The 20,197-nt window shown below is 70.0% G+C and carries 14 protein-coding genes, 2 tRNA genes, 1 pseudogene and 1 riboswitch; of the genes and pseudogenes, 11 read left to right on the top strand and 6 right to left on the bottom strand.

Annotated features, from left to right (window positions below; genetic code table 11):
* Nucleotides 1-185: 185 nt before the first annotated feature.
* The 5 genes and pseudogenes from ACF1B9_RS33245 (at nt 186) to ACF1B9_RS33225 (ending at nt 6,879) form a co-directional block, all read left to right on the top strand.
* A complete protein-coding gene (locus ACF1B9_RS33245; protein ID WP_391744821.1) occupies nt 186-2,372 on the top strand; it encodes a DEAD/DEAH box helicase in 2,187 nt (728 codons plus the stop codon).
* Between the two features lie 396 nt (nt 2,373-2,768).
* Nucleotides 2,769-3,329 (top strand): annotated as a pseudogene (locus ACF1B9_RS33240) (FG-GAP repeat domain-containing protein); the annotation flags it as partial.
* Nucleotides 3,329-4,912, top strand: a complete 1,584-nt coding sequence (locus tag ACF1B9_RS33235; protein ID WP_391744819.1) for an FG-GAP-like repeat-containing protein — start codon at nt 3,329-3,331, stop codon at nt 4,910-4,912. The pseudogene ACF1B9_RS33240 and the gene ACF1B9_RS33235, both read left to right, overlap by 1 nt.
* 237 nt (nt 4,913-5,149) lie before the next feature.
* Complete coding sequence (locus tag ACF1B9_RS33230; RefSeq protein ID WP_391744817.1) at nt 5,150-6,679, top strand: amino acid permease; 1,530 nt, start codon at nt 5,150-5,152, stop codon at nt 6,677-6,679.
* Between the two features lie 127 nt (nt 6,680-6,806).
* Nucleotides 6,807-6,879 (top strand) — tRNA-Lys (locus ACF1B9_RS33225).
* Nucleotides 6,880-6,883: 4 nt separating this feature from the next.
* On the opposite strand, the gene ACF1B9_RS33220 is transcribed toward ACF1B9_RS33225, so the two are convergent.
* From ACF1B9_RS33220 to ACF1B9_RS33200, 5 genes are all read right to left on the bottom strand, one after another.
* A complete protein-coding gene (locus tag ACF1B9_RS33220; RefSeq protein WP_391744815.1) occupies nt 6,884-7,408 on the bottom strand; it encodes a glycerophosphodiester phosphodiesterase family protein in 525 nt (174 codons plus the stop codon).
* Between the two features lie 86 nt (nt 7,409-7,494).
* Nucleotides 7,495-8,016 carry a ricin-type beta-trefoil lectin domain protein gene (locus tag ACF1B9_RS33215; RefSeq protein ID WP_391744945.1) on the bottom strand — a complete coding sequence of 174 codons (522 nt, stop codon included), beginning with the start codon at nt 8,014-8,016 and terminating at the stop codon, nt 7,495-7,497.
* A gap of 302 nt (nt 8,017-8,318) precedes the next feature.
* Nucleotides 8,319-9,197 (bottom strand): hypothetical protein, encoded by an 879-nt coding sequence (locus tag ACF1B9_RS33210; protein ID WP_391744813.1) that lies wholly within the window; start codon nt 9,195-9,197, stop codon nt 8,319-8,321.
* A gap of 702 nt (nt 9,198-9,899) precedes the next feature.
* Nucleotides 9,900-11,288, bottom strand: a complete 1,389-nt coding sequence (locus tag ACF1B9_RS33205) for an FAD-binding oxidoreductase (RefSeq protein ID WP_391744811.1) — start codon at nt 11,286-11,288, stop codon at nt 9,900-9,902.
* A 229-nt stretch (nt 11,289-11,517) separates the two neighbouring features.
* A complete protein-coding gene (locus ACF1B9_RS33200; protein WP_391744809.1) occupies nt 11,518-11,928 on the bottom strand; it encodes an SHOCT domain-containing protein in 411 nt (136 codons plus the stop codon).
* Nucleotides 11,929-12,127: 199 nt separating this feature from the next.
* Between ACF1B9_RS33200 and ACF1B9_RS33195 the strand changes: the two genes are divergently transcribed.
* The 6 genes from ACF1B9_RS33195 to ACF1B9_RS33170 all read left to right on the top strand — a co-directional run bounded on the left by ACF1B9_RS33195 (nt 12,128) and on the right by ACF1B9_RS33170 (nt 18,234).
* Nucleotides 12,128-12,421 (top strand): hypothetical protein, encoded by a 294-nt coding sequence (locus tag ACF1B9_RS33195; RefSeq protein WP_391744807.1) that lies wholly within the window; start codon nt 12,128-12,130, stop codon nt 12,419-12,421.
* A 52-nt stretch (nt 12,422-12,473) separates the two neighbouring features.
* A complete protein-coding gene (locus tag ACF1B9_RS33190; RefSeq protein ID WP_391744805.1) occupies nt 12,474-13,673 on the top strand; it encodes an SPFH domain-containing protein in 1,200 nt (399 codons plus the stop codon).
* Nucleotides 13,674-13,763: 90 nt separating this feature from the next.
* A tRNA-Met gene (locus ACF1B9_RS33185) sits at nt 13,764-13,837 on the top strand.
* Nucleotides 13,838-14,078: 241 nt separating this feature from the next.
* On the top strand, nt 14,079-15,239 hold the full coding sequence (locus ACF1B9_RS33180) for a PP2C family protein-serine/threonine phosphatase (protein ID WP_391744803.1): 1,161 nt from the start codon (nt 14,079-14,081) through the stop codon (nt 15,237-15,239).
* A gap of 279 nt (nt 15,240-15,518) precedes the next feature.
* A riboswitch (cyclic di-AMP (ydaO/yuaA leader) is annotated at nt 15,519-15,671 on the top strand.
* Between the two features lie 11 nt (nt 15,672-15,682).
* Nucleotides 15,683-16,963 (top strand): M23 family metallopeptidase, encoded by a 1,281-nt coding sequence (locus ACF1B9_RS33175; RefSeq protein WP_391744802.1) that lies wholly within the window; start codon nt 15,683-15,685, stop codon nt 16,961-16,963.
* 326 nt (nt 16,964-17,289) lie between these two features.
* A complete protein-coding gene (locus ACF1B9_RS33170; RefSeq protein ID WP_391744801.1) occupies nt 17,290-18,234 on the top strand; it encodes an aldo/keto reductase in 945 nt (314 codons plus the stop codon).
* Nucleotides 18,235-18,390: 156 nt separating this feature from the next.
* Here ACF1B9_RS33170 and ACF1B9_RS33165 read toward each other — a convergent pair whose 3' ends face one another.
* On the bottom strand, nt 18,391-20,064 hold the full coding sequence (locus tag ACF1B9_RS33165; RefSeq protein ID WP_391744943.1) for a PrsW family glutamic-type intramembrane protease: 1,674 nt from the start codon (nt 20,062-20,064) through the stop codon (nt 18,391-18,393).
* Between the last annotated feature and the right edge of the window lie 133 nt (nt 20,065-20,197).

Here is a 20,197-nt window from a genome sequence, read left to right as displayed (position 1 = left end):
TGCGCGATGTGGGGGGAGTGCGTATGGTGGTAGATCGTTTGATCCCATTGCCCGGCGCCGAAACAGAAGCGCGCCGTGTGGCGCGTACTCTCCCTTGCCGTGGCTGGACCGCATTGAGGCGGTCGAAATTGCGAATCACGGAGTTACGGGCGCGTGCCGAGACTCCGGAAGGTTTCGCATTTCGCATGTCAATTTCCAGTCCTGACCACACCGTCATGCCCGAGAGCGTCGAGAACGACGAGCTCGTCGAGGCCGCGCAGGCCGTCGTCGCCGAGTCCGCCGACTCCGTCGAGGCCGACGCCCCCCTGGCCGACGCGGACGCCGAGCCGACCGTCACCTTCGCCGACCTGGGCCTGCCCGAGGGCATCGTCCGCAAGCTCGCGCAGAACGGTGTGACCGAGCCCTTCCCGATCCAGGCGGCGACCATCCCGGACGCCCTGGCCGGCAAGGACATCCTGGGCCGCGGCCGTACCGGCTCCGGCAAGACCCTCTCCTTCGGTCTGCCGACCCTGGCCTCGCTGGCCGGTGGTCACACCGAGAAGAAGAAGCCCCGCGCGGTCATCCTCACCCCGACCCGTGAGCTCGCGATGCAGGTCGCGGACGCGCTGCAGCCGTACGGCGACGTGCTCGGCCTGAAGATGAAGGTCGTCTGCGGCGGTACGTCGATGGGCAACCAGATCTACGCGCTGGAGCGCGGTGTCGACATCCTCGTCGCCACCCCGGGCCGGCTGCGCGACATCATCAACCGGGGCGCCTGCTCCCTGGAGAACGTCCAGGTCGCGGTCCTCGACGAGGCCGACCAGATGTCCGACCTCGGCTTCCTGCCCGAGGTCACCGAGCTGCTCGACCAGGTTCCGGTCGGCGGCCAGCGCATGCTCTTCTCCGCCACGATGGAGAACGAGATCGGCACGCTGGTCAAGCGCTACCTGAACAACCCGGTGAGCCACGAGGTCGACAGCGCCCAGGGCAACGTCACGACCATGACGCACCACGTCCTCGTCGTGAAGCCGAAGGACAAGGCGCCGGTCACCTCCGCCATCGCCGCCCGCAAGGGCCGCACCATCATCTTCGTCCGTACCCAGCTGGGCGCCGACCGCATCGCCGAGCAGCTCGTCGAGGCGGGCGTCAAGGCGGACGCGCTGCACGGCGGCATGACGCAGGGTGCCCGTACCCGGGTGCTCGCGGACTTCAAGGACGGTTACGTCAACGCGCTCGTCGCGACCGACGTCGCCGCCCGCGGTATCCACGTCGACGGCATCGACCTGGTGCTGAACGTGGACCCGGCCGGCGACCACAAGGACTACCTGCACCGCTCGGGCCGTACCGCGCGTGCCGGAAAGTCCGGTGTGGTCGTCTCGCTGGCGCTGCCGCACCAGCGCCGTCAGATCTTCCGCCTCATGGAGGACGCGGGCGTCGACGCCTCGCGGCACATCGTGGGCGGCGCGGGCGCGTTCGACCCGGAGGTCGCCGAGATCACCGGCGCCCGTTCGCTGACCGAGGTCCAGGCCGACTCCGCGAACAACGCCGCCAAGCAGGCCGAGCGCGAGGTCGCCGACCTGACCAAGCAGTTGGAGCGCGTCCAGCGCCGCGCCGGTGAGCTGCGCGAGGAGGCCGACCGCCTCGTCGCCCGCGCCGCGCGTGAGCGGGGCGACGACCCCGAGGCCGCGGTGGCCGAGGCCGCCGCGGAGGCGGAGGCCGCGATCGAGGCCGCTGTCTCCGTGCCGGAGCAGCCCGCCGCCCGTGACGACCGTCGCGACGACCGCGGCAACTTCGAGCGCCGGGACAGCCGTGGCGGCGACCGCGGCGGCTACCGCGGCGGTCACGACCGTCGTGATGACCGCGGTGGTGACCGTGGTGGTTTCCAGCGTCGTGACGACCGTTCGTCCGGTGGTTTCCGCCGTGACAACGACCGTCCGTCGTTCAGCCGTGACCGTCGTGATGACCGCCGTGACGACCGCGGTGGTGACCGTGGTGGTTTCCAGCGTCGTGACGACCGTTCGTCCGGTGGTTTCCGCCGTGACAACGACCGTCCGTCGTTCAACCGCGACCGCCGTGACGACCGTCCCTCCGGTGGCTTCCGCTCCAACGACCGTCGTGACGACCGCGGTGGCCGTTCCTTCGACCGCCGTGACAACGACCGTCCGTCGTTCAACCGCGACCGCCGTGACGACCGTCCCTCCGGTGGCTTCCGCTCCGGCGGCAGCGACCGGCCGTTCAACCGCGACCGTCGGGACGACCGTCCCTCCGGCGGTTTCCGTTCCGGCGGCAGCGACCGGCCCACCGGCCGTCGTGACGACCACCGGGGCTCCGGCACCGGCACCGGTTCCTTCGGGCGCCGCGACGACAAGCCGCGCTGGAAGCGCAACGGCTGAACCCGGTGAGGACCTGCTGAAGGTCCACCGAAGGTCCTTGGAAAGCGGGCCCACTCTTCACGAGTGGGCCCGCTTTACTTTTCGCTTCCCTCGCATGAACAACCGCTGTTAATATCCGGCGACTTACACAGGTGCGCGGCCAGGGGCTTTGCGCGATTCCTTTGCGGCGGACCGCCGTTGAGCACCTGTGCCTCCATGCCATTCGGCATTTCGGGGAGGACCGACCCTCTTGGTGCGCCTTGCTTCTTCACCCACCCGTGCCGTCGGGCGCCGTCGCGCCGTCCTGGCCGCTCTTACCGTGGTCGCGGCCGGTCTCGGCACGATGCCGAGCGCCGTCGCGGCGGACACACCGACGCCGGTGCGGACCGGCGGGGTCTGGGGCATCGACTGCCGAGCGGGGAACTGCGCCGGTACGCGGGCAAGTGCGGCGCCCCGTACACGCCGAACAGCAGCCACGTCTCGCTGGGCACGGGCTGGAACGCCTACAACGTCCTGACCGCGCCGGGCGATCTGACCGGTGACGGCCGCACGGACCTGCTCGCGCGCAAGGCGTCGACCAGCGACATCTACCCCTTCGCCGACGACGGCCACGGCAAACTGAAGCCCGGGGTCAAGATCCGTTCGTCCTGGACCGTCTACACGAAGATCGTGGGCGCGGGAGACCTCAACGGCGACGGTTACGGCGATGTGCTGGCCCGTCACAAGGACGGCACCCTCTACCGCTACGACGGAACCGCCGGCGGGAAGCTGAAGGAAAGGGTCAAGGTCTTCTCCGCGTGGGGCGCCTCGTACGACGCCGTCGTCGGGGTGGGGGACATCACCGGTGACGGGAAGGCCGACCTCGTCGAGCGGGACAGCTCCGGCAACCTCTTCCGCAACAACGGCAACGGCAAGGGGTCGTTCGGCTCGCGTACGAAGATCGCCACCGGGTGGCAGGGCTACAAGGGGATTTTCTGATGGGAAACAGACTTCTCATGGCGTTCCGGACGGCTCCGCGGCTCCGGACGGGCCCTGCGGTGGGCCGGGCGCTCACCACCGTGACGGCGGCCGGTGCCGTGCTCGCCGGGCTGCTGGGCTCCGTGCCACAGGCCCAGGCGGCCACGACCGTCCCCTCGTGGCTCATACCACTCCACTACTCCGACGACGCGGACGGCTCCCACCGGGCCTGCACGGGCATCACCCTGTCCAAGACCCGGACGCTGGCCACGCCCGACTGTTTCACCGGCCGCAGCCACGCGGACATGGAGTGGGACCACGACCTGAAGAGCGGCCTGTTGCGGGGCGGGAGCAGCGATCCGCGCTACCGGAGCCATCCGACGTACGACGCCGCCACGCGGCGGGGTGCGGTCTCGGTGGCGATCCGGGCGACGCCGGCCTCGTACGGCAAGCCGGTGATGGCCGCGTCGAGCGACACGGCGTTGTATGCCACGGGCGCCAAGGCGACGTTCTACTCATGGTCCGGCCTGGACCTGGACGACGCCCCGCGGGTCCGTCACACCGAGCAGGTCGTGCTCAAGTCTGCTGCGACCTGCGCCACCCTGCTCGGCCGCACGCTGCCGAGCGGCACGCTCTGCACCGTACCGGCGCCCGGCGCTCCCCCCGTCGCGGACGAGGACCAGTGCTTCGGCGACGCGGGCGGAGCGCTCGTCGGCGGTGGCAAGCTCATCGCCATCTCGGCCACCAGGGCCACCGGCTGTGTCGAAGGCGGGGTACGCCTCTACACCCGGATCTCCTCCTACCGGTCCACGATCACCGACTGGGCCCGTGACGTCGACCTCGACGAACGGGTGAGCGGCTCGGTCCTGGCGCGGGAACCCAGCGACCTCATCGACCTCTGCACCACGAACCAGCAGGGCAGGCTGGACGCCTGCTACGTCGACAGAACGGGCTCGATGCTCGACTGGGACGACGATTTCGACTTCCTGACGCAACTGGGTGATCTGGGCGGCGACGGCAAGGGCGACCTCCTCGCCCGTACACCGGGCGGCACGCTCTACCGCATTCCCAACCCGCTCGCGTACGGCGAGGTCGGCGACGCCCCGAAGGTGAGACTGGGCACCGGCTGGTCCAGGTACAACAAGATCGTCGCCGCCCGCGACCTCAGCGGCGACGGCCTTCCCGACCTCCTCGCCCGTGACACCTCGGGTGTGGTCTGGCTCTACCGCGGCAGGAGCGACGGCTGCCTGGCCGGCCGTACGAAGGTCACCACCTGGAAGAGCTACACCGCCATCGCGGGACGCGGGGACCTGTCGGGCGACGGCCGCGCGGACATCGTGACGCGGGACGGCGCCGGGGTGCTCTGGCTCTACCGCGGCAACGGCAAGGGCGGCTTCTCCCCTCGTACGAAGATCGGATCGGGCTGGGGCAAGTACAACGCGATCGTCGGCAGCGGCGACATGGACCACAACGGGCGTCAGGACATCCTCGCGCGGACGCCCGCGGGCGCGGTGTACCTCTACAACGCGGACCACACGGGGGGCTTCTCGGCGCCGAAGAAGCTGGCCGACACGCGCTGGAAGAAGTACACGCGGATCAGCTGAGGCGCAGGACGCGCGGATCAGCTGAGGCGCAGGACGCGCGGATCGGCTGAGGCCCGGGACACGCGGATCGGCTGAGGCCCGGGTCGGTTCGGGAAAACTCGGGAAGGGCGCGGCCTGCGGGTCGCGCCTTCCTGTTGCGGTGCGGTGTGTCGCGGGGCAGGTCTCCCCGGTGGTGTTTTCCCAGTCGTGACCACGGCGACCGCATGTGTTCTCCCCAGCGGGGGCATCGCTGGGGGCATGACAACAGACACCGGCGAGGACAGGCCGCCCACGGGCGTCTCCGACGAGGAGCGTCTCGCGCAGCTCGGGTACACGCAGACGCTGGCCCGGCGCATGTCGGCGTTCTCCAACTACGCCGTCTCGTTCACGATCATCTCGGTGCTCTCCGGCTGCCTCACGCTGTATCTCTTCGGCATGAACACGGGCGGCCCGGCGGTCATCACCTGGGGCTGGGTGGGCGTCGGCCTGATGACGCTCTTCGTCGGCCTGGCGATGGCCGAGATCTGTTCGGCGTACCCGACCTCCGCCGGTCTCTACTTCTGGGCCCACCGGCTGGCCCCGCCGCGCTCGGCGGCGGCCTGGGCCTGGTTCACGGGCTGGTTCAACGTCCTCGGCCAGGTGGCCGTCACGGCCGGGATCGACTTCGGGGCGGCGTCCTTCCTGGGCGCGTACCTGAACCTCCAGTTCGGCTTCGTGGTCACTCCCACCCGTACGATCCTGCTCTTCGCCGCGATCCTGCTGCTGCACGGCCTGCTCAACACCTTCGGCGTGGGGATCGTCGCGATCCTGAACAGCGTGAGCGTGTGGTGGCACGTCGTCGGCGTCGCGGTCATCGTCGGCGCCCTGACGTTCGTACCGGACTCGCACCAGTCGGCGTCGTTCGTGTTCACCGAGTTCGTGAACAACACCGGGTGGGGCAGCGGCTTCTACGTCGTGATGATCGGTCTGCTGATGGCCCAGTACACGTTCACCGGCTACGACGCGTCCGCGCACATGACGGAGGAGACCCGCGACGCGGCCACGGCGGGCCCGCGCGGCATCGTCCGGTCGATCTGGACCTCCTGGATCGCCGGCTTCGCCCTGCTCCTCGGCTTCACGTTCGCCATCCAGTCGTACGACGGGGCGTTGAACTCCCCGACCGGCGCCCCGCCGGCCCAGATCCTCCTGGACGCCCTCGGCGCCACCACCGGCAAGCTCCTGCTGCTCATCGTGATCGGGGCCCAGCTCTTCTGCGGCATGGCGTCCGTCACCGCGAACAGCCGCATGATCTACGCCTTCTCCCGGGACGGGGCCCTGCCCTTCTCCCGCGTCTGGCACACGGTCAGCCCCCGTACCCGCACCCCCGTCGCCGCGGTCTGGCTCGCCGCCCTCGGTGCCCTCGCCCTGGGTCTCCCGTATCTGATCAACGTCACGGCGTACGCGGCGGTGACCTCGATCGCCGTGATCGGCCTGTACATCGCCTATGTGATCCCGACCCTGCTCCGCCTGCTCCGGGGTGACGACTTCACCCCGGGGCCCTGGCACCTGGGCCGCTGGTCCCGCCCGATCGGTGTCGTCGCGGTGACCTGGGTCGTGATCATCACGGTGCTCTTCATGCTGCCGCAGGTCTCGCCGGTCACCTGGGAGACGTTCAACTACGCCCCGATCGCCGTCCTGGTGGTTCTCGGCTTCGCCGCGACGTGGTGGCTGGCCTCGGCCCGCCACTGGTTCCTCAATCCGGATCACCACCGCGCGACCACGCCGGAGGTCCCCGCCCGCACCCCGTGATCCCGGCGCCGATGCCCGTGTCCGTCACCGCTCGTTCCACGCCGATTCCCCTCGCGACAGGGCCCGACAACCGATACCCGATCGGCGGCCGGGCCCCGGCGGGCTATGCTCAGGGGTGATGTGCCGAGGGCCGTTAGCTCAATTGGCAGAGCAGCGGACTTTTAATCCGTTGGTTGTGGGTTCGAGTCCCACACGGCCTACGTCTCAGCCCCAGGTCAGAGCACATGTGATCTGGGGCTGACCTCGTTTCAAGGGGCTTCGCGATCGATAGCTGGCCCCCTGCCGGCCCGAGCGGATATCGCCGCGTCCCGCAGTGGTCCTCAACGGTCGGCACGACCAGGTCCGGGTACCCGGCCGCGAACCACGTGGACGGGTCCAGCGGGCGGCGGCCGGCTGCGCGGCAGTGATGGTCGAAGCGGTACCGGACTTGTTGATGACGCGGTCGATCTTCGCATCGTGCAGGGACACGAGCGTGCCGTCAGTGAGGAGGCGAGCGTCCATGTCGAGGACCTGGGAGTACGCGCGGGCCGCGCGCAGAGCGTCCACGCTGTTCTCCGGGGATTCGCCGGCGCCGCCGCGGTGGGCGTCGTTGCGTTCGCCCTCGCCAGGTTGCGGCACTGAAGGGGTAGTGCGCCTGGTGGGGTGATGAGGGCTGACCGCAGTCTTTGGACTTGCAGTCCTGATTGCGCTGGGCGCAACGGCCCAGGCCGGCGCTGTCCGGTCGATCATGTGCGGCGCAGGCGGGCCGAGCTGCCACGCTCGGTCCCCGCGGCGTTGGCGACGACGGCGACCGGGCGTGCCTGCTGCAAGGCTGGTCAGATTGTGTCTGCGACCTTGATGTAGCCGCGCTGGAGAACCCACTTCTGGTTCGGGTGGTTCACACACTGCCAGATGCGCACGTGGTCACCGTTGTTGCGGGTGTTCCCGGCGTCCAGGCACATCTCCCGAGGACGCCCCACCGTGTCGGCGAGCACGATATGGGCGTCGCGGACGATCCACTTCTGGTTCGTGTGGTTCACACACTGCCAGATGCGCACGCGGTCACCGTTGTTGCGGGTATTCCCGGCGTCCAGGCACATCTCCGCGCTGGTACCGATCGTGTCTTCGACCTTGATCTGCCCATTGGCGATGACGAACCGCTGGTTGGTGTTGCCAATGCACTGCCAGAGCTTGGACCAGTCGCCGTTGTTGCGGGTGTTGCCGACGTCCAGGCAGACACCGTTGGCAGCCCGGTGCGCAGGAGCCGCCGCAGAGGAGGGCACTGCCACGGTGCCGGCGAGCGCCAGTGCCGCGGCGGTGAGGGCAGCAAGGCGGCTGGGGGAGAAGAACGAACGCATGATCACGGCCTCAATCATCGGAGGTGGTCGGTGTTCGCTCATTTTTGTTGGCCCGCTCGTTCACCAGCAGTGCTGATCAGAGATCGACACCCATACGAGCGAGGCGTGATCACCCGTCCGGCGGAGACGCGAGGGGCCCATCCACGTGCTCGGGCCGCCGGCGCGGCCTCGGCTGCTTGACGCAGATCATCGTTCGTCAAGTACTGGTAGCTCTGCGGTGGGTGAAATGCACCGGCGGCCCGCAGCGCACTCAGTGGAACGGGATCAGTGCGGCAACCCGGCCGACGATGAGCGTGGTGTCCTTACGACAGTTGGGCGTGGCGCTCGCCGGATGGGGCGGCCTTCCTGCGCTCCCGCAGATGGGCGTGGGCCATGAGGCCGAGGAGGGTCACCAGGAGTACCGCCGAGGAGCCCGGAGTACCGAGGTCCAGGCCGCCCTTGGCGGTCGGCTTGGTCAGGAAGTCACCGGCGGTGGCCCCCAGGGGGCGAGTGAGGACGAAGGCGATCCAGAACAGTGCGACATCGGGGACGGCCGGCGCCCGCGTCAGGACGGCGAGTACGGCCAGGAGCGCTGTCACGAGCAGGGCGCCGCCGGCGTAGCCGAGGCCGGAGCTGTCGGAGAGGAAGTCGCCCATGGAGGTGCCCAGGGTGTTCGACACCAGGATCGCGGACCAGAAGAGGGCCTCGCCGCGGAAGGTGACGATGTCGCGGATGGCGAAGGTCTGCCCGGTGAGTTTCCAGGCGATGAAGACGGCGATCAGCAGGGAGACGAGAATCGCGGCGCCCGCCGGGTATCCCAGGCCCAGGCCCTGGGGGCCCCGTCCCAGCGAGGTCGTGCCCGCTGTGAGGTATTCGGCGCCCGCGTCGCGGTTCATGAAGTCCGACATGGTGGTGCCGGCCATGCTCGTGGACAGGATGACGGTCCAGTAGAAGAACGGGTTGTAGTGCTTGGACCGCAGCTGCACCACCAGCGTCACCACGAAGACCAGGAACAACGCGATCGTGGTGAGGAAGTAGCCCAGTCGCAGCGTCTGGGAGAAGAGATCGCCGGCCGTCTCGCCGAGGGTGGTGGCGGCGATCTTCATGATCCAGAAGGCCAGGGTGACCTCGGGGAGCTTCTTCATCACATACGGGCGCTCACGGGTGGCATCCACCGCGGTGAGGAATTCCGGCTGTCCCAAAGCGCACTCCTGGTCGACCGTCCGGCACTGCACCGCTCGGGCGGTGGGCGACCGGTTGTTGTATGGCGGCGGTGAACGGCTCGGGTGCTTCGCTCGCACTCCGGTCGCGCCTGTGCGCCGGTATCTCGACGCGCGTTCGCGCCTTCGCGCCTCCGCGTCCACGTAACGTAGACCGTCTACAGCGGCGTAGACGGAACGACACCCCCTGTGGGTGCTGCGCCGCTCACGGGGAGCGGGCGTTTTGGCCCGGTCGACCGGTGCTCTCTCCAGGGTGAGGGAGTGGTCATCATCATGTCCTCGCCAAGCAGCCGCCCCGTGCGAGTGCGCCCTCGTACGATCCGTCGTCGTTCGCAGGCACCACCACGGCGGACGCCGAGGCATGGCAGCGACTGACGAGTGATCAGGACAAGCCGTTGCTCAATGGGGCAGAATGCCTCCATCCGGACCGCTCTGCGGTACTCGTGCCGCAATGTCTTCATGGCCATGGCCGTCGAGGTGGGGCAGCCCCGTCTCGTGTCGACGGCGACGGCGCCGTTCATGTCGGAGATTCCGCCGACCGGGTCGACGAGGCCGATGGGTGCGCGACCGGCTGTCCGTGGCGCGGAGAGCATGAGCGGGGCTGCGCCGGCCACGAGAGGCTGACGGCTGAGCCCGACGGGCGGCCCCCGGTACCCGGTACGCGGGCCGGGGAAGGCGGGCGCGTCAGGCCGCCGGCTCGATGTTCTGGTTGGCGCGGAAGAAGTTGTACGGGTCGTAGGTGCGCTTGACGGCCGCCAGGCGGTCGTAGTGGTCGCGGTAGGTGGCGCGCACCCGGTCCGGGGCCTCGCCCGCGCCGATGAAGTTCACGTACGTACCGCCCATCGAGTGGGGGTGGAGCTCCTCCCAGTAGTCGACGCACCACTGCCTGAGCGTCTCGGCGTTGTCCGGGTCCGGGTCGATGCCCGCGATGACGCCGGACCAGACCGCGTCACGGTAGGCCCAGGCCGTGTCGTCGGGTCCCGGCCGGTGTGCGGCGCCGTCCACCGGGTAGAGGTGCGTGGTCGACAGGCCGGTGGGGAGGTTCTCGGTGTACTTGGCGTGGACGGCGATGGCGTCGTCGGTGATCCGGTCGAAGAAGTTGCCGCGCCAGTACCACTGCAGGCCCGGGGGGAGCAGCTCGTCGAACATGGACTGCAGGGCGGGGTAGGGCATCGGCGCCATGAAGTGGAATGCGGGCGGTCCGGGGTCGGCCACGGGCCTCAGGGTGGCTTCGAGGAGGTCGGGGGCGCCCGTCCAGCACCACACGACACCGCACATCTTCTGGCCGTGGATCTCCTCCGGGAAGGGTGGACCGGGCGGCACGGTGAGCGCGGCGAAGAAGCCGCTCAGCTCCTCGGTGGCCCCTGGCAGGAAGTCGCGGTACCAGCGCAGTACGTCGGGGGTCCGGTCGACCGGCCAGAGAGTGAGGGCGACGCCCACGGTGTCCACCGGGTGCATCCGGAACGTGAAGGAGGTGACGATGCCGAAGTTCCCGCCCCCGCCGCGCAGCGCCCAGAACAGGTCGGGGTGGGAGGTGGGGCTCGCCGTCACCGCGGTGCCGTCGGCCAGGACCACGTCCGCGGTCAGCAGGTTGTCGGCCGTCAGCCCGTATCTGCGGGTGAGATGGCCGTGGCCACCGCCCAGCGTGAGGCCGCCGACGCCGGTCGTCGACAGGATTCCGGTGGGGGTGGCCAGGCCGAAGGCGTGGGCGGCGTGGTCGAGGTCGCCGAGCGTGGCGCCGCCGCCGACCGTGGCCCTTCGCGTGCCGGGGTCGATGTGCGCCCAGCGCATGGGCGACAGGTCGAGGGTGACCCCGTCGTCCACCAGGCACAGGCCGGCGCCGCTGTGTCCACCGCCGCGGACCGCGACCACGAGACCCTCGTCCCGGACGAAATCGACCGCGGCCATGACGTCCGCCGCGTCGCCGCATCGCACCACGGCCGCCGGACGCCTGTCGATCATGGCGTTGTAGATCGTGCGGGCCGTGCGGTACTCCGGGTCCCGCGGAGCGATGACGGGTCCGCGCAGCGCGGCCCGCATCGCGTCCAGGGTGTCGAGCGCGGTGCCGTTCATGGTCCGGCCATCTCCCTGCTCACCTGGATGCGGACCGCTGCCCCGCCCGATCCCCGTCGGGCTGTCAAGGTGCGCGACGCACGTGCACCAGGTCCCCCGGCACCCCGGGACCGGGGCGGGAGCGGCCGCCGTGGGCTGATGTCTCAAGCCTCCCCGCGGTCCGGGGGCCGTGCCAGTTCGCCGGACCGGGAGGAGCGAGACATGTGCCTCAGGGACGGGGCGGCTGCGCTCAGACGAGGAGTTTCGTCTTCGCCCGCTGGTACTCCTCGTCCGTGATGGCGCCCCGGTCCTTGAGCTCGGCGAGTCTCGCCAGGTCGTCGACGTGCCTGCCCTCCTTGGGGGCGTGCGCCTCGGGGGTGCCGGCGGCCTCCCGTACGTACGCCTTGAAGGCCGCCTCCCGGTCCTGCGCCTCCTTGATTTCCCGCTTCCCCATGGATTTGCCGCGCACGATCACGTACACCAGGACGCCCAGATACGGCAGCAGCAGGGCCACGATCAGCCAGCCCGCCTTGCCCCAGCCGCCGAGGTCGTCGCTGCGGAAGATGTCGGCGACGACCTTGAAGAGCAGGAACAGCCACATGATCCAGAGGAAGAACCAGAGCATGGTCCAGAAGAGATTGAGCAGGGGGTAGTTGTCCACGGTCGGTCCCCTATCACCGCGAGTCATCGCGTCGACTGGCTGAAAGGTAAATCAGTCATATCACCCCATATCAACCCTCGCTCGTTGTTGTTCGAGACCCTCCTCGGGCGGCAGGTGCGGAGTACCGTGGAAACGTCGAGGGAGGCTCCGGCCTCCAGGAGGCGGGGTCGCCTCGTGGACATGAAGCGGCGTGAACGGCGTGAGCAGCGACGCGGAGAGCGCCGCGAGCGGCGGCGTGAGCAGGCGCGCGCAGGGACGCTCGCGAGGGCGCATGCACCGGGCGGATGAGTCCACCCGGAGCCCGGTCGGGGCGATCGGCCGCGTGACGGTGCCGATCCCGCCCGGCGGTCCGGGCGAGGTGCTGGTGGCCGTACGGGGCGGCTCGGAGGCCTACACCGCATGGTCGACGACGTCGATCGACAGGGACGTGCGCGTCATTGTCGTCGACTCGGTCTCGGCGCGCGGCGTCATCGTGGAGCCCTTGCCGCCCTGAGCCGGAGCAGGGGCGTACCCGTCGAGCAGTGACATACGGCAGGAGTCTTCCGATGTTCTTCTGGCATGTTCCCGCCCCCAACGAGGCGATGCTCATATCCGGTTCCAAGGGGCAGACCCTGGACACCCAGTTCCGGATCGTCACCGGCCACGGCAGTTTCGTGCTCCCGGTCAAACAGAAGGCGCGCATGCTCTCCCTGGCGCTGCGCGAGGCGGAGATCACCGAGGACTGCGTGACCCAACAGGGCATCCGCCTCAACGTCCGGGCCGTCGCGGTCTTCAAGGTCGGCGACGACGCCGTGTCCATCGCCAACGCGGCACGCCGATTCCTGACGGAGCAGGAGCAGATGGAGGAGCTCGTCGGGCGGATCTTCGCCGGACACCTGCGTTCCATCGTCGGCGGACTGACCGTGGAGCAGATCATCCGCGAGCGCAACCGGGTCTCGCAGGAGGTCATCGCGGGCAGCCACGGCGAGATGGAGAAGCTCGGCATCGTGGTGGACGCCCTCCAGATCCAGGAGATCGACGACGCCACCGGCTACATCAAGAACCTCGCCGCCCCGCACGCCGCCGCGGTCGCCAGCCAGGCCCGGATCGCCGAGGCCAAGGCCGACCAGGAAGCCAGTCAGCGCGAGCAGCAGGCCGCCGCGCTCAAAGCGGAGTACGAACGTGACACCGCGATCAAGCGGGCGGGCTTCCTCGCCGAGACCGAGCAGTACAACGCCCGCGCCGCGCAGGCCGGACCGCTCGCCCAGGCCCAGGCCTCGCACGAGGTCATCGAGGAGCAGACCGCGCTGGCCGAACGGCAGGCCGCGCTCGCCGCGCAACGGCTCGAAGCGGAGGTCCGACGTCCGGCAGATGCCGAGGCGTACCGGCAGCGCACCCTCGCGGAAGCGGCCCGGGACCGGGTGAAGTTCGAGGCCGACGGCAACGCGTACACCGAACGGACCACCGCCCAGGCCCAGGCCGACGCCAACAGTGCGCGCGCCGCCTCGCTGCGCGACGGCAACCAGGAGCTCATCGCGGCCAACCGGATCGTGGAGAACCTGCCGGCGCTGGCCGACGCGGCGGCGCGCGGCATGTCGGGGGCCGACCTCACCGTCCTCAACGGCACCAACGGGGTCAATGAGATGGCTGCGGGCGTGGTCGGCCAGGGGCTGGCGATCCTCCATGCGCTGCAGCGCGGCGCGAGCCCGATGAAGTCACCGGCGGTCGACGGGAAGGCCACTCCCCGTATCACCGAAACGAACTGATCTTTGGGGCCGCATCGAAGGGGAGGGGCGCGGGAGATTCGCCGAGTGGTCATGAGCGCCCCGGACATGCCGTAGAGTTGTGTTCACCGACGCGGGGTGGAGCAGCTCGGTAGCTCGCTGGGCTCATAACCCAGAGGTCGCAGGTTCAAATCCTGTCCCCGCTACTGACGATTCAGGCCCGGCACGCATGCAGCGTGCCGGGCCTGAATCATTTCCCCTATCGCCGCCGGTCTCTGGTCCCGGTCGCCGGTCCTGTGAAGAGGCAGGACGGGTGGTGTGTGAGCTGGACCACGCGCGTACCCCCATTGGCCGATGAGGAGTCGCCGCGCGCCCTTGCTCCGGTGAGCCTGGGGGTGGGGCGCGGCACCGTCCGCAGCCGAGCGCGTACCGGGCAGGAGATCACAGGTGTGGAAGCGGCTGAAGCGGCGCGGCAGACATGCCAGGGGCGGTGTCCGTACCCGGCGGTTCGTCCGCGCCCTGCCCGCCCTGATGATCCTCGGTGGGCTGGTGTTCGACGCCCTCACCCCGCCGACCTTCACCGCCATTCCGCTGTTCGTGGCCGCGCCGCTGATCGCCGCGCCGTTCTTCTCGCTGTCCGGCACCATCCTCACCGCCGTCGCCTCGATCCTGGCCATCATCACGCTGCGGCTGCACAGCAACACGTTGCCGCAGGTCGTGCCGTTGATCGAGCTGCTCACCCTGGCCACCGTGTCGGTCCTCGCGGTCGTCATCAACGGGGTCGTGCGGCGCGGCAACGAGCAACTGGCCTCCGCGCGGGTGATCGCGGAGACCGCCATGCGGGCTGTGCTGCCCAAACCGTCCGACCGGATCGGCGGGCTGCATGTGGCGGCGCGGTACGTGGCGGCGCAGGCGGACGAGTTCGTCGGCGGTGACCTCTTCGCCGTGGCGGACACCCCGCACGGGGTGCGGCTGGTGGTCGGGGACGTACGGGGGAAGGGGCTCGACGCCGTGGAGTCGGTGGCGGTGATCATCGGTGCGTTCCGGGAGGCGGCCGAGCAGGAACGTTCGCTGGAGGGTGTGGCGCAGCGGCTGGAGCGGGCGCTGGCGCGAGAGGGGACGGGGCGGGGCGGGCTGGACGCGGTCGAGGGCTTCATCACCGCCGTACTGGCCGAGATCCCGCCCGGGTTGTCGCGGGTGCGGATCGTCAACCGCGGCCATCCCGAGCCGATCCTGCTGCATCCGGACGGGGCGCTGGATGTGCTGGGGCCGTCGGTGCCCGCGCTGCCGCTCGGGATGGATCTGGGGGTGTGGCCCGACCGGGCGGACGAATGGGATCTGCAGGCGGGGACGACTCTGCTCCTCTACACCGATGGTCTCTCCGAAGCGCGGAACGCCGACGGGGTCTTCTACGATCCGGCGGCGCGGCTGCGCGGGCGGATCTTTCCGGGACCCGAGGAACTGCTGTCCGCCCTGACCGACGACGTGCGGCGGCACACGGGCGGCGAGACGACCGACGACATGGCACTGCTCGCGGTCGTACGTCCTGCGGAGGGGCAGCCGCACCGGCGCAGGACAGTGAAGATCGTGGGACTGGACACGATGTGACGGGTGGGGCGGGTGTGTGGTGCGGACCGGGCGGAGTCCCGGGCACGGCATGCCACCGTCCGTAACCGAAGCGCACCGCTCCGCATAACATTTGACGCAACGTCAGAAACTGGGTAATGGCTGAGGGGCGATCAACTCATCCGATTCCACCCGGCTATGTCCCGTAAAGTCCAGGCCAAGACCGGAACGATCAGTGGGAACAGCTTGGAATCGGGCCCGGGTGTCTATTAACGTTCGATAACGCAGCGCGGTCGTCCCAGCCGTCGTCAGTGGCGGCACCGTGCGCGAGCGCCGAATTCCGCAAGGGAACCGGGGAACCACCTACATGGGGTGAATCGGACACCTGTGTCTCGTGAGAGGCAGAGGCGCCCGTAGGAGACCTTCCTGCTCCGAACCCGTCAGCTAACCCGGTAGGCGAGAAGGAAGGAAAGGAGTGCGCCCAAGTGGCGTCCAACAAGCCTGCCCCCGAGGCCCCCGCGCGGTTCACCTCCGACTTCGTCCCGGGTGCCGACTTCGGCTCCGGTTCTGACTACGGCCTCGGGTACGGCCCCGGTTTCGCTTCCGACGCCGGTTACGCAACCACCGGGACGGGAACGGCGTTCGGCACCGGCTACGGCACCGAGCCGGGCGCCGACTTCACCGGCGAGTTCGGGTCCGGTGAGTTCGGGTCCGGTGAGTTCCGTGGGTCCGGCGACTCGGCAGAGCTCCGCAGGGGTTTTTGCGCCGACGGCGACGGTGAGCCCGAACGAAGCCGGGACGAGTGGAACCCCACCGAGGAGTCCGTCCGCCCTGTGCGCGGCAAGCACCGCGTCGCCAAGCAGCGCAACGGACTTGCCCGTAGCTCCACCGTGCTCGGGGTCGGCGTCATCGCGGCGGTCGGTGCGGGCGGCATTGCCACCGCGCAGAGCAAGCCGGCGGTCTCCATCTCGCTTCCCGATTCCATCGCGGACAACCTGCCCGACGCCAAGTCCCTTCCCGGTGTGGGTTCCCTGTTCTCCGGCGAGTCCGAAGCCGACAAGGCCGAGGCCGTCGCCGCGTCCGCGCCGCTGACCACCGCCGGCATCACCACCGCCGAGGCCCAGCGGGGCACGACGGACGCGGGCGAGGCGCTCCGTGCCCGTATCCTCCAGCAGGCCGAGCAGCAGCAGGACGCCGCCGACGCCGAGGCCAGGGCCGCCGAGGAGAAGGCGGCCGCGGAGAAGGCTGCCGCCGAGGCCAAGAAGCAGCAGGACGCGGCCGAGGCCAAGATCGCCGCCGAGAAGAAGAAGGCGGAGGAAGAGGCCAAGAAGAAGGCGGAGGCGCTGCGGCTCGCCAAGCTCGCCGCCAGCTACGCCATCCCGACCACCTCGTACACGATCACCTCGACCTTCGGCGAGGCCGGCTCGATGTGGTCCTCCGGCTACCACACCGGCCTCGACTTCGCGGCGCCGACGGGTACCCCGATCAAGGCCATACACGGCGGCACCATCAAGTCGGCCGGCTGGTCCGGTTCGTACGGCTACCGCACGGTGCTGGAGCTCGAAGACGGTACGGAGCTGTGGTTCTGCCACCAGTCCTCGATCGGTGTCAGTGTCGGCCAGAAGGTCACGACCGGTGACACCATCGGCCGGGTCGGAGCGACCGGCAATGTGACCGGCCCGCACCTCCACCTGGAGGTCCACACCCCGGCCGGTACGGGCATCGACCCGATGGCCTGGCTGCGCGGCAAGGGTCTCAACCCCTGATCGGCCGGCCGCCTCGCGGCCCACATGACCCGAGCCGGTTCGCCGGCCGCTGAACCCCGGCAGCCCTGACGCTCCCCCCGGCGTCAGGGCTGCCGGTGTGTCGGCACAGTTGCTCCGGCCCGAGGGACGGCCCGGACGGAACGAGGCGGGGGACGGAACGACGCGCAGGGCACGGCAATGGACCGGGCAGGGGCCTGGAGACCGGCCGGAGCGGCGGCCGGGCGGATCGGTGGGCCGGTGGGGACTGCGGGCCGGTCGGACCGGCGCGCCTGCCTGAAGGGTCGGCTGCCGGAATAGCGGACCCGCTGGTGTCCGTTGATCCACATATGACTTCTCTTCGTAAGCTGGGCCCTTCCGACCTTCAGGTCTTCCCGCTCGCACTCGGCGGCAACGTCTTCGGCTGGACGGCCGACGAGGCGCAGTCGTTCGCCGTGCTGGACGCCTACGCCGCGGCGGGCGGCAACTTCATCGACACCGCCGACGCGTACTCGGCCTGGATCCCGGGCAATGAGGGCGGCGAGTCCGAGACCGTCATCGGGAAGTGGCTCGCGGCACGCGTCAACCGGTCGGAGATCGTCGTCGCGACGAAGGTCGGCGCCCATCCCTCGTACAAGGGGCTCGCCGCCACGAACATCAAGGCCGCGGCGGAGGAGTCGCTCCGTCGGCTCGGCACCGACCACATCGACCTCTACTACACGCACTTCGACGATGAGACCGTCCCGGTCGAGGAGATCATCACCGCCCTCGACCAGCTGGTGAAGGAAGGCAAGGTCCGGGAGATCGCCGCCTCCAACATCAGCCCCGAGCGGCTCCAGGCGTCCCTGGACTTCTCGGAGCGCGAGGGGCTGGCCCGTTACGTGGCCCTGCAGCCGCACTACAACCTGGTCTCCCGCGACACGTACGAGGGCGAACTCCAGGAGACGGCCGCTCGGGCCGGGCTCGCCGCCGTCCCGTACTTCGCCCTGGCCTCCGGGTTCCTCACCGGCAAGTACCGTCCGGGTGCCTCGGTGGAGAGCGCTCGGGCCGAGAAGGCGGGGCAGTACCTGGAGTCGGAGCGGGGACAGAAGGTCCTGGCCGCGCTCGACAAGGTCGCGCGGGAGCACGACGCGGAGATCGCGACCGTCGCGCTGGCGTGGCTCGCGTCCCGGCCCACCGTCGTCGCGCCCATCGCCTCGGCCCGCACCGTCGAGCAGCTGCCCGCGCTGGTGGCCGTCGCCGACCTCCGGCTGACCGAACAGGACCTGGCGGAACTCACCGAGGCATCCGCCTGACACGGTCGTCCAGGGACAGGGTCGCCCGTTCACGCCCCGGGAGCACAGCGCTGCCGGGGCGTTCGCGCGAGCGGGACGGTTCAGCGCCCGGCCGCGGTCGGCCCGTCCACCGCCCTCCTCGTGCGGCGGACGGACGCTTCGGTGCCGAGCGTGGCCCTACTGGCTCCGCTGCGGCGGCTGGTGCGGGGCCAGATAGGGGTTGTAGCCGTGGCCGCCGTACGGCGTGTGCGGCGGGAACGGGTGAGCGTACGGGCCCGGTGGCGGCCGGTGGAGGCGGCCCGTCGCCTGCGCCGCATACGTCAGGGCGGGAGCGGCCACGTCCCTGCGCTGCCAGAGATGGTGCAGCAGCTCCAGTTCGCGTTCGGCGAAGTCCGCCCCCACGGTTCCGCGACGGGCCTGCCTGCGCAGTGAGGCCAGTGACGTCGCGAACGACTCGTACTCGGCGACGGTGCGGGCGGCAGCCTTGCCGTGGGCCTTGGCCTGCGCCTTGGCACGAGCCCCGGCCTGGGCCGACGGTCCGCTCGCCGGAGCACGCCCCGTCCCGTACCCGTACCCCTGCCCGTGTCCCGTCCCGAACCCCGGCGCGTACCCCTGCCCGTGTGCCGGCGCGTATCCCGGTCCGTACACCGACGTGTGTGCCTGCGGCTGTCCCGGCCCCGGCCCGAAGGCCGGCGACGTCGGCGATGGCGGCGCGTGTGCGGGCCCGTACGGGCTCGTCCGGTTTCCCGGGGCTGCGAGGGAGTGTCGTCGGCGTGCCGCGTCGCGTGCCATGCCTCGGGCCCGCATCGATGAGAGGGCGAGCGGCTCGGCGGGCGTCAGCCAGCCGGCCGCCGCATAGGCCGGCAGCTCGGCGGAGAGCGTACGGAGCTCCCGTTGGCGCGACCAGATCGCCAGCCAGGTCACCAGGCCGAAGGCCGGGACCATGAACACGCCGTACACGGCATAGAAGCCGTACGGTCCGACGGCCGCCGATCCGTTCCACAAGGCATGCATGCCCATCGCGAGAACGAGGCCCGACAGCGGCAGAGCGATGCGGCGGATCCGACGCCGCCGCGCACTGGCCGCGGCGAGCCCGAAGCCCATTCCGGTCAGCACCGTGAAGAGCGGATGCGCGAACGGTGACATCACGGCCCGGACGAAGAACGTCGCGGCCGTCACCGAGACGACGCCCGAGGTGCCGATCTGCTGGTCCTCGCCGAAGGCGTTGCCCAGGTAGAGGATGTTCTCGGTGAAGGCGAAGCCGCTCGCGGTGAAGCCGGCGACGACCACGCCGTCGACGATCCCGTTGAACTCCCGCTTTCGGAACAGGAAGATCAGCAGCACGGCCGCGGCCTTGGCACTCTCCTCGACGACCGGCGCTATGACCGTGGCACCGAGGGTGTCGGCGTGCGACGGGTCGGCGGTGGCCGTGGCTATCCAGTGGGTCGCGAAAGAATTCGCGAGGATCGCGACCAGGGCGGCCGCGAACGCACCCCAGGCGAAGGCGAACAAGAGATTCCGCCAGGGTGCCGGCTCGACCCGGTCCAGCCAGCGGAACGCCGCCATCAGGAGCGGGACGGGCAGCACGGCGAGGCCCAGACCGACGAGAAACCCCTCCGTGCCTGTCTGGTCACGGACCAGGGCCAGGATCGCCAGGCCGCACAGCGCCAGCACCGTGAACACGGCCACGATGCGGAAGGTCCTGCTGCGCCACACCATGCCGACGCGGCGGGGCCGGTAACGCCAGTGCCTGCGCTCCGGCACCGCAGCCAGGATCTCGCCGACCCGCTGCTCCTCGAGCAGAGGGACGGCCGGCTGTGACTGCGGCTGCTGGACAGACCCGTCGGACACCACCTGATGACCCTAACGAGCAGCACTGACACCTGGCCATGGGGCGCCGTGTCGGTCGGCTCCCGCCCGGAGGCCAGGTGCCACCACCTGTGGACGACACCGGAAGCCGGTGTCACCACCGGTGAACGACAGC

Source organism: Streptomyces sp. NPDC014727 (assembly GCF_043083485.1).
Taxonomy (GTDB): domain Bacteria; phylum Actinomycetota; class Actinomycetes; order Streptomycetales; family Streptomycetaceae; genus Streptomyces.
The sequence above is the reverse complement of the archived record's forward strand: the minus strand, read 5'-3'. Positions and strand labels throughout refer to the sequence as shown.

Bases quoted from the DNA above. Each gene is read 5' to 3' on its own strand.
- ACF1B9_RS33245 (WP_391744821.1), top strand. From the start codon at position 186: ATGTCAATTTCCAGTCCTGACCACACCGTCATGCCCGAGAGCGTCGAG.
- ACF1B9_RS33235 (WP_391744819.1), top strand. From the start codon at position 3,329: ATGGGAAACAGACTTCTCATGGCGTTCCGGACGGCTCCGCGGCTCCGG.
- ACF1B9_RS33230 (WP_391744817.1), top strand. From the start codon at position 5,150: ATGACAACAGACACCGGCGAGGACAGGCCGCCCACGGGCGTCTCCGAC.
- ACF1B9_RS33220 (WP_391744815.1), bottom strand. From the start codon at position 7,408: ATGATCGACCGGACAGCGCCGGCCTGGGCCGTTGCGCCCAGCGCAATC.
- ACF1B9_RS33215 (WP_391744945.1), bottom strand. From the start codon at position 8,016: ATGCGTTCGTTCTTCTCCCCCAGCCGCCTTGCTGCCCTCACCGCCGCG.
- ACF1B9_RS33205 (WP_391744811.1), bottom strand. From the start codon at position 11,288: ATGAACGGCACCGCGCTCGACACCCTGGACGCGATGCGGGCCGCGCTG.
- ACF1B9_RS33190 (WP_391744805.1), top strand. From the start codon at position 12,474: ATGTTCTTCTGGCATGTTCCCGCCCCCAACGAGGCGATGCTCATATCC.
- ACF1B9_RS33170 (WP_391744801.1), top strand. From the start codon at position 17,290: ATGACTTCTCTTCGTAAGCTGGGCCCTTCCGACCTTCAGGTCTTCCCG.